The 9,233-nt window shown below is 66.0% G+C and carries 9 protein-coding genes; 8 read left to right on the forward strand and 1 reads right to left on the reverse strand.

Annotated elements, in window-relative coordinates; translation table 11 throughout:
- Window positions 1–75: 75 nt before the first annotated feature.
- A complete protein-coding gene (locus ACQKLX_RS29595) occupies window positions 76–939 on the reverse strand; it encodes a sugar phosphate isomerase/epimerase family protein (RefSeq protein ID WP_427365139.1) in 864 nt (287 codons plus the stop codon).
- Between the two features lie 246 nt (window positions 940–1,185).
- Between ACQKLX_RS29595 and ACQKLX_RS29600 the strand changes: the two genes are divergently transcribed.
- From ACQKLX_RS29600 to ACQKLX_RS29635, 8 genes are all read left to right on the forward strand, one after another.
- On the forward strand, window positions 1,186–1,905 hold the full coding sequence (locus ACQKLX_RS29600) for a TetR/AcrR family transcriptional regulator (RefSeq protein ID WP_427365140.1): 720 nt from the start codon (window positions 1,186–1,188) through the stop codon (window positions 1,903–1,905).
- Between the two features lie 383 nt (window positions 1,906–2,288).
- Window positions 2,289–3,095: an IclR family transcriptional regulator gene (locus ACQKLX_RS29605; protein WP_427365141.1), complete on the forward strand. Its 807-nt coding sequence runs from the start codon at window positions 2,289–2,291 to the stop codon at window positions 3,093–3,095.
- 25 nt (window positions 3,096–3,120) lie between these two features.
- A complete protein-coding gene (locus ACQKLX_RS29610; RefSeq protein ID WP_427365142.1) occupies window positions 3,121–4,092 on the forward strand; it encodes a dihydrodipicolinate synthase family protein in 972 nt (323 codons plus the stop codon).
- A 46-nt stretch (window positions 4,093–4,138) separates the two neighbouring features.
- On the forward strand, window positions 4,139–5,467 hold the full coding sequence (locus tag ACQKLX_RS29615; RefSeq protein ID WP_427365144.1) for an ABC transporter substrate-binding protein: 1,329 nt from the start codon (window positions 4,139–4,141) through the stop codon (window positions 5,465–5,467).
- Between the two features lie 6 nt (window positions 5,468–5,473).
- Window positions 5,474–6,421 (forward strand): carbohydrate ABC transporter permease, encoded by a 948-nt coding sequence (locus ACQKLX_RS29620; RefSeq protein ID WP_427365145.1) that lies wholly within the window; start codon window positions 5,474–5,476, stop codon window positions 6,419–6,421.
- On the forward strand, window positions 6,418–7,251 hold the full coding sequence (locus tag ACQKLX_RS29625) for a carbohydrate ABC transporter permease (protein WP_427365146.1): 834 nt from the start codon (window positions 6,418–6,420) through the stop codon (window positions 7,249–7,251). The genes ACQKLX_RS29620 and ACQKLX_RS29625 overlap by 4 nt, the downstream gene beginning before the upstream one ends.
- A gap of 33 nt (window positions 7,252–7,284) precedes the next feature.
- Window positions 7,285–8,268 carry a hydroxyacid dehydrogenase gene (locus ACQKLX_RS29630; RefSeq protein ID WP_427365148.1) on the forward strand — a complete coding sequence of 328 codons (984 nt, stop codon included), beginning with the start codon at window positions 7,285–7,287 and terminating at the stop codon, window positions 8,266–8,268.
- Window positions 8,269–8,271: 3 nt separating this feature from the next.
- On the forward strand, window positions 8,272–9,171 hold the full coding sequence (locus ACQKLX_RS29635; RefSeq protein WP_427365147.1) for a sugar phosphate isomerase/epimerase family protein: 900 nt from the start codon (window positions 8,272–8,274) through the stop codon (window positions 9,169–9,171).
- Window positions 9,172–9,233 lie beyond the last annotated feature (62 nt).

Genomic DNA, 9,233 nt, shown 5'->3' on the forward strand with positions numbered 1-9,233 from the left:
CGGGATGCGCGGCGATCTTGGCCAGGTGCTTGCGTCCGATCAGCCCAGCGCCGATCACGCCGATTGCGATGCTCGTCATGCTCCCACGGATCCCTGTGTTGTCGGGCGGTTCATTGAGCCATTGGCTGCGGGCGCCTTGCGCGGCGGCAGGCCGTCGAGCAGTCGGCGCGTCGCGCTGTAGGCGGTGGCGATGCGCGAGCGGGCATCAAGCCCGCGCATAGGCAATTCGACGCTGAGCGCCGCATCGGCCGGCAATGCCTGCAGCAGCGCCGCGAGCGGCAGCGCGCCCTCTCCGGGCGGCAGGCGCCCCTCGCGCGCTTCGGCGATGGCGTCGGCATCGCTCACCGGTTGGGTCGGGGCTGCATCGCAGAGCTGGGCGGCGCGCAAGAACTGCTGCGGCAGGGCCATGAAATCGCCGGGAGCTCCACCCGAGCGGCTGAGATGCAGCGCGTCGACGAGCACCGCGCCGTTGGGCCTGCCTGCCTGGCGCACGATCGCCTCGGCCTGCGCCAGGGTTCCGACCACGCGCCAGCGCATGAACTCCAGGTCGACCCGCAGACCGAACTCGCCGGCGAGATCGCACAGCGCGGCGAAGCTGGCCGTCAGGCGCAGGCGGTCGGCATCGTCGCCGGAGACGGTCACCGCGCTCGCGCCCAGTTCGGCTCCGGCTTCGAGCAGCGGAGCGAAGGCGGCGATGTCGAGCCCGGGCGTCAACTGGATGAACTCGATCTCGTTCAGGCGCACGCCTTCCGACGCCAGGATCGTGCGCAGCTCCCGCTGCGCCCATGAGCCGGTCCGGATCGGATAGGCGACGCCGCCCGCCATGGCGGGATGGACGCGCAGGCCAATGGAGGCAAAGCCAGCGCTTGCCGCCTCCCGCGCCAGTTCCCGCGGCGAGAGCTCCAGCGCAGTCAAATGGGCAAGGCCGAGCAAGCTCATCGACCGGCGGCCTTCCCGTGGGCAAGCGACGGATCGCGCCACAGGCCAAGATGGCGCACCGCAACCAAGACGGACGGGAGACTCCGAGCGGATCGACCGGATGCCGTGATCATCATGCGCCCTCCCTATAATTAATCTATAGGATAATTGCGAGATAATTATCCTGACGGATAATTGATGTCAAGCGCCCTCAAATCGGCTAAGCAGGGAGGCACAATCGCCAGGACGAGCAATCGGGATCGCGGGATGAAAACAGTGAGCGCACACACGCTGGCGCAGGGCGCGCCGGCCAAGGTTCGCCGGCGGGACCGCGAAAAGACGAAGGCCGAGATCCTGCAGATCGCCTTCGAGGAATTCGCCGAGAGTGGGCTGCTCGGTGCCAATGCCGATGCGATCGCGGCCAGAGCCGGGATCACCAAGCGGCTGATCTTCTACTACTTCAACTCGAAGGAGGAGCTCTTCATCGCGGTGCTCGAGATGGCCTATGGCCGGATGCGCCAGGCTGAGGAGAGCCTGCATCTCGAGGCCCTCGCACCGGAGGCGGCGATCCGCCGGCTCGCCGAGTTCACCTTCGACTTCCACCAGGCCAATCCGGAGTTCGTCCGACTGGTCGCGATCGAGAACATCCATCGTGGCCGGCACATCCAGCGCAGCGAGAAGCTGACGCAGATGACCCGGCCGGTCATCGGCCAGATCGAGCGCGTGCTGGCCAAGGGCAAGAGCCTCGGCACGATCAGGCCGGAGATCAATGCGCATGAGCTCCATGTCACGCTGAACGCCATGTCGATCTTCTCGGTGGCGAACCGGCATACCTTCGAGGCGCAGTTCTGCTGGGACATGTCTTCACCCGAGGCGAAGGCCCGGCGGCGGACTGAGATCGCCGAGGTGCTTTGGCGCTATGTCCGCTGCGACGAGCCCTCCGCAATTGTCGATCTAGGGTCAGAGGAACGACCACCGGACGCCTGACCCAGCGCCCGCAAAGGGGCCAACCCCGCCTGTGTCGCCGATCCGCCAAATGGACTGCCCGAAAGCAGACATTCTGAGTGTCAGCTACGGGCCAGAAGACAACTCTTAGCTCGTTGAAGAAAGCGAGCTTTAGAGTGCAGCGCGAGCAAGGCCGGAATTGGCCCTTAGCCGACGCTGCGAATGTCTGCTTTCGGGCGCTGCGATGAGGTCGGAGGAAGAGCGGCCGGCGATGGCGCGATCTGACTGAACTCCCCGGATCAGCCTCGACCTCTAAGTCTCGACGGTTCCCGACGAGTCCGTGAGTTCGCCAAGGGGCAGGAAAACTCAAGCTTGACTCAAAAACTGAACTGAGTTCTAAAAAGAACATAGTTCAGGAAAAATCGATGGCTGCCTCACTTCTCGATCGCGCGTTGAACACACTGGAGCTGATGTCCACCCGGCCGGGCGGTGTCAGCGTCACATTGATCGCCGAGGAAATCGGGCTCCCGAAGAGCGGGGCCCATCGCCTGCTCGCCGACCTGATCCGCCTTGGCTATGTCCGGCAGGATCCGGAGACGGAGCGTTACCACCTCACCACGCGCCTGATCTCGATCGGTCTGGCCTATCTTTCGGCGAGCGGCATTACCGACATCTCCCAGCCGATCCTCGATCGCCTTGCCCACGAGACCGGTGAGCTGGTCCGCATGACCGTGGTCGACAGCGACGATCTGACCTGGGTCGCGAAAGCGCAGGGCGCCCGGTCCGGCTTGCGCTACGACCCCGAGATGGGTGGGCATCCCGTCCTGTTCTGCACCGCGACCGGGCAGGCCTGGCTGGCGAGCTTCGACGATGACGAGGCCATCGCACGCGTCGCCAGACATGGCTTCGGCAGACTCGACGAGCACGGACCGAACGCGCCGCGCACGATCTCGGCCTTCGTTGAAGCGCTCGGCCGGGCCCGCGCAAAGGGCTATGCCTATGTCGACCAGGCCGCGGCGGCAGGGACTTCGGCGCTCTCCGCCGCCATCCTTCAGCCGCGGACAGGCGTGGCGATCGGCACCGTCAGCATCGCGGGACCTTCGTCCCGGCTGACGCCCGATCACGCAGCGCGGCTCGCCCCGCTGTTGCTCGCCGCAGCGAAGGAGCTGTCGGCGGCCAGCGCCGGCTCCGAGCTTTTCACCGATAAGGCCGCCGCCCGGGCGGCGGGCTGAACAAAGCCTCAAGAGGACGACTGCCATGACCGTTCTGACGGCGCCGACGCGCGCGCCCGCTCCGACCCGGAAAGCCGTGCTGGCGCGCCCGTTCAAGGGCGTGATCTCAGCGCCCTTCATGCCGATGCAGGGCGATGGCGAGATCGATTGGGCCTCGCTTCGGCACTATATGGACTGGATCGCCACTCAGTACCCGAGCGCGATCGCGGTCAACATGGATGCGGCCGAGGCGCCCGCGCTGAGCAATGCCGAGCGCGTCGAGGTGATGCGGGTCTGCGCCGAGGTCGTCGCAGGGCGCGTCCCGCTGATCTGTGGGCTGATCGGCGGCTCGACCGACCAGATGATCGCGCATGGCCGTGATCTTGTCGCGGCCGGGGCCGAGGGCTTTTGCGTCTTCCCGCCCTTCCCGGTCTTCATGGGTGCGCCGATCGCGCCTGAGATGATCCGGCGCTTCCATGCCGATCTCGCCGATGCGCTCGGCCTGCCGCTGATCGCCTTCCAGTTCCCGCGCGGCTGGGGGCCGGACTATTCCGGCGAGATGCTCGACGCCCTCGCCTCGATCCCGCAGGTGATCGCGATCAAGGAATCCTCCTTCGACGCCAACCAGACCATCCAGTCGGTGCAGAGCGTCAAGGCGCTGCCCGACCCGATCGGCATCCTGACCGGCAGCGACACCTTCATCTACGAGGCGATCCTGATGGGCTGCGACGGCGCCCTGATCGGTTTCGCCGGCACCGCCGTGGCCGAGCTCATGGCGATGAACGAGGCGGCGCAGAACGGCGACGCGCAGAAGGGCCGTGAGATCTGGGAACGACTGGCGCCGATCGCCCGCTATTGCTGGCGCGCGCCGATCCGCGATTTCCGCCCGCGCATGAAGGAGATCCTGCGGCTGCAGGGCCTGATTGCCGACGGCGCCGTCCGCCGGCCTCAGCTCGGCATCCCGGATGCTGAAAAGCGCGAGCTCGCACGCCTGGCACAGGCAGCAGGTCTCATCTGAACCAAAAAAAGGCCCAGGCGACGCCCCGGGCCGGAGGGAGGAAACCATGGTCGAGACAAACATTACCCGGCGCAGCCTTGTCGGAGGCGCGGCGACGCTCGCAGCCGCCTCGACATTGCCAGCGCCATTCGTCCGCGCCCAGGCGCAGCGGCGCATCGTCTTCTGGCACAGCTATTCCCAGAAGGAGCGCTCCGACTTCATGCGCCAGGTCGCGGACCGTTTCGAAAAAGCCAATCCCGGCGTCAAGGTCGATATCGAGATCGTGCCTTGGCCTGCCTTCGCGCAGAAATGGCCGGCTGCGATGGCGGCGGGAACCTTGCCGGATGTCACGATCCTGCTCGCTGAGAACGCCGTGCCGATGGCGCTCGCCGGCGCGCTCAACCCGATGGACGACGTCGTCAAGGCTCTAGGCGGGCCCGAAGCCTTCAAGGGCGACATCGCCCGGACAACCGGCTTCTTCCGCGGCCAGTACGTCTCGATCCCACATTACGTCCATAATCGCCTGCTGGTCTATCGGAAGGACCGCCTGGCGGAGGCCGGGCTCCAGCCGCCGGTGACATGGGACGATGCGCTCAAGGTCGCGATCGCGACCACCAAGGCGCCCGAGCATTTCGGCTGGATCCCCAAGCTCGCCAAGGGCGACACCGGTGGCGGCTTTCTGCTCTGGATGATGGCGCGTTCCGCCAACGGCTCCTTCTTCGACAAGGACGGCAAGGTCTCGTTCGACAGCGCGCCGGTGAGGGAGGCCACGGCGTTTGTCGTCGAACTAGCGCGCAAGGCCGGCGGGCCGGGAGTCACCGACTACAAGATCAACGACGGTTTCAGCCTGGTGAACAGCGGCAAGACCAGCCTGTCCGATGATTCCGCGGCGATCGTCGCCGGCGCCGCCAAGGATGCGCCGGCGGTCGCCGAGCAGCTCGACGCCACCTTCATGCCGAGGCGCGAGCGCGTCGGAAACCTGCTTGGCGGCATCTCCGTTGCACTACCGAAGGGCAAGAATCCGGCCGATGGCAAGGAGTTCGCAAAGTTCCTTTTCACTGAGGAGAACTACGCGCCCTTCCTGCTGACCATCCCGCTCTTCATGTTCCCGAGCCTGAGGCGGGCCGAGGGACCGGCCTTCTTCGACGATCCGACGATCAAGCGCTTCCGCAATGTCGTCGACGTCACGCTGAAAGCATTGGAGGACGCCAGTCTCGCCGGCATGGAGCATGGGCTCAACCCCTATGCCGGGCCGGTGATGAATAGCTACGCGGTTGAGGACATGTTCCAGCGCATCCTGCTGCGCAACGAGCCGATCGACCAGGCTGTAGGCGCCACGGCGAGGCAGATCGAGAAGGTCGTCGGCGACGTGCGAACGCGCTTCGACCGGGGCTGATCGGGCATGTCGGCTCTGGCGGTGAAGGCCGATACATCGCGCCGGTCCGGCTCGTCGGGCAGCCGGCTTGCCGCTTGGCTCGACGAGCGGCTGGCGATCCTGTTCCTGATTCCTGGCCTGGCCTGCCTTTCGGCCGTCATTTTCTATCCCGTCGCCTACAACGCAGTCGTCGGTTTCACCAATGCCAGCCTGATGTTCCCGGGCTGGCGCTTCGTCGGCACCGCCAATTTCGAGGCGACACTGGCCGATCCGCTCTTCTGGCGGGCGACGCTGAACACGCTGGTGTGGACCGCTTTCTCTGTCGCCGGGCAATTGCTGCTCGGGCTCGTCGCGGCGCTGGCGCTGGAGCAGGTCACGGTCGGGCGCACCGCGCTGCGGCTTGCCCTGATCGTGCCCTGGGCCTTCCCGTCCATCGTGATGGCCTTCGCCTGGCGCTACATGCTCGACCCGCTCTACGGCGTGCTGAACTTCCTGCTGATGTCGCTCGGCCTCATCGACGCTCCCCAGCAATGGCTGGGTTCGCCGACGCTGGCCATGCCGACGGTCATCCTCATGAACATCTGGTTCGGCTTTCCCTTCATGATGGTCGCGATCGTCGCGGGATTGCAGACCATCCCGCAGGAACTCTACGAGGCCGCCGATATCGACGGTGCCGGCGCCTGGCAGAAGTTCTGGTACGTCACCTTGCCGGCGCTCTGGCAGGTCATCGCGACCGTGGTGATCCTGCGCACGATCTGGGTCTTCAACAATTTCGACTTCGTCTTCCTGACCACCGGCGGCGGGCCGATCGACGCCACCACGACGCTGCCGATCTACGCCTACAATGCCGGCTGGCAGCAATACGACCTCGGCCGCATGGCGGCGGTTGCCCTGATCATGATGGTGATCCTCGGCTTCATCCTCGCCGTCTATTTCAGACTCCTCAGCCTCCAGAAGAAGACGGGGGAAGAATGAGCATGCGCAGTCGCGGCTGGACCCTCGCCGCCTATGCCGGCTGCGCGCTCTTTGCAGCCTTCGCGCTGGCGCCGTTGCTCTGGATGATCTTCTCGTCGCTGAAGCCCTATGAGGAACTCTACAACTTCCCGCCGTCCTTCACCCTGTCGACCCTGGGGCCGCACTACTACGAGAAGGTGCTGCTCTCCTCGCCGTTCCCGCAGTTCCTCGCCAACAGCCTGATCGTCTCGGTCATCTCGACGCTGATCAGCGTCCTGTTCGCGGCGATGGCCGGCTGGTCGCTGGCGCGGGCCCGCTTCCGCGGCCAGTGGCTGATCCTGAACACGGTGCTGCTGGCCTATCTCTTCCCGCAGGCGCTGATCGTCCTGCCGCTGTTCACCGCGATCGCGAAGCTTGGGCTCGCCAACACCTATCTCGGCCTGATCCTCGCCTATGTCACCTTCACCTTCCCGTTCTCGACCTGGATGCTGACGGCCTATTTCGCCAAGGTGCCGATCGAGATCGAGGAGGCCGGGCGCATGGACGGCGCCAGTAATCTCACCATCTTCCGCCGTCTCGTGCTGCCCCTGGCGGCGCCCGGCATCGTCACGGTCGCGATCTTCTCCTTCATCAACGCCTGGAACGAGTTCCTCTACGGGCTCGTCATCCTCGGCGGCGGCGAGAAGCGCACGCTGCCGGTCGGCCTCTATAACTTTGTCGGCGGCGAATTCGCTCAGTGGGGTGAGATGATGGCGGCGACGAGCCTCACCATGCTGCCCACGCTGCTGCTGTTCCTCTTCATCCAGCGTCGCCTGGTCGGCGGACTGACCGCCGGTGCCGTCAAGAGCTGAGCCGTGACCGACAAGCCCAACCTCGTCTTCGCCATGAACCCCGACATGACGCCTGACCTGATCACGCCGGCGCTGCGCGAAAGGCTGGCCCGTTCCTGCACCCTGCTGAACCGAGAGCCGCTGCGTGACTACGACACAGGGGATGCGCGGGCGCTGCTTGCCCGCGCCGACATACTGTTCACCGGCTGGGGTGCGGCCCGGGTCGATGCCAAGGCCCTAGCGATCGCGGCGCGCTTGCGCCTGATCGCCCATGCCGGTAGCGCCGTGAAGCCGGCAGCGGCCCCGGAGGTCTGGCAGGCCGGCATCGCCGTCACCGCCGCGGCGATCGCCAATGCCGTGCCGGTCGCGGAATACGCGCTGGCGATGATCCTGCTCGCGAACAAGCGGACCTTTCCGGTGCGCGAGCGCTTCCGCACCGAGCGCAAGCTCTGGCAGCCGCAATGGCTCGCGCCCGGCGAGCCCGGCAATTACGGTGCGATCGTCGGCATCGTCGGCGCCTCCCGCATCGGCCGGCGATTGCTCGCGCTGCTGAAGCCGTTCGACCTGACCGTCCTGGTCTGCGACCCCTATCTGTCGGACGAGGAGGCGCGCGCGCTCAGCGTCGAGAAAGTCACGTTAACGGAGCTGATGGCCCGCTCCGACGTGGTCAGCCTGCACGCGCCCTCGCTGCCCGAGACTGCGGGCATGATCGGCCGGACCCAACTCGCCACGATGCGCGACGGGGCGACGCTGATCAATACGGCGCGCGGCGCGCTGGTCGATCATGCGGCGCTGACGCAAGAGCTGGTCTCGGGTCGCCTCGACGCCGTCCTCGATGTCACCGAGCCCGAGCCGTTGCCGCCGGATTCCCCATTGTTCGGCCTGCCCAACGTCGTCCTCACCCCGCATATCGCGGGCGCGGCCGGCTACGAGACAAGGCGGATGGCCGAGTTGCTGGCCGACGAGATCGAACGCTTCGTTGCCGGCAAGCCGTTGCTGCACGCGGTAACGGCCGAGATGCTTGCGAGGGTCGCCTGAACGATGCGCCTGCTGCTTCACACCATGGCAACCCCCGAACTCGACCCTTCCAGGGCTCTTGCTCTCGCCCAGCAACTGGAGCTCGACGGGATCGATCTCATCTGCCAGTCGGGCTATCGCTGCGCGATCGCACCTGACGCTTCGCTCGACGTCGCAAGGGCGCTTCGTGAGGAGGCCGACCGGCGCGGCCTCGTCATCGGCGCGCTCACGCCCTACGAAAAGCGCTTCAACAGCTCCCTCGCCAGCGAACGCGAAGAGGCCGTCGCGAGCCTGGTCCACGCCATCGATCTGGCGGACGCACTGGGCGCTGCCAGCGTCCGCGTCTTCGGCGGCGCCGAGGTTCCCGATGCTGACTGGAACGTCGCGGCCGGGCGGCTCGTCGAAAGCCTGAAGCGCGCAGCGCCCCGTGCCGCGGAGCGCCGGATCGGCCTCAATATCGAGAACCATGACGGCACCATGGCCGATACGGCTGCCCGGACATACGAGATTTGGCGGCGGGCCGAGGAGGAGATCATCGGAATCGTCTACGATCCCGCCAATCTGATGCGCGATGGCAAGGAAGGCTTTCCGGAGAGCCTTGACATCCAAGCCAAGGCGATCCGGCTCGTCCACGTCAAGGACTACAGTTTCGTGCCAAGATTCCCGCGCCGCGGCTCCAACGAGGCCAGTCGCCGTTCGGTGCCTGTCGGTGAGGGCGATGTGCCATGGGCGAATATCCTCGGGACACTCGCGGCACAGGGCTACGATGGCGACCTGACATTTGAATACGAGATGCGCTGGGTGCCGGAGCAATTGCCGCCGACCCCTATCGGCGTCGCCCGATCGCGCGACTTTGTGCGCCGCACTTTATCGGACGTCCTACGGAACATAGTGACGTTGCCCCCTGTTTGCCCTCGTTCATAACTGGACTCTGTTCTCGCTGTGGTCCGTTCTGGATCGGGTTGCAAACTCGTTCGGGGTGGGCC

It is taken from the genome of Allobosea sp. NPDC003192 (assembly GCF_050275675.1).
Taxonomy (GTDB): Bacteria; Pseudomonadota; Alphaproteobacteria; order Rhizobiales; family Beijerinckiaceae; genus Allobosea.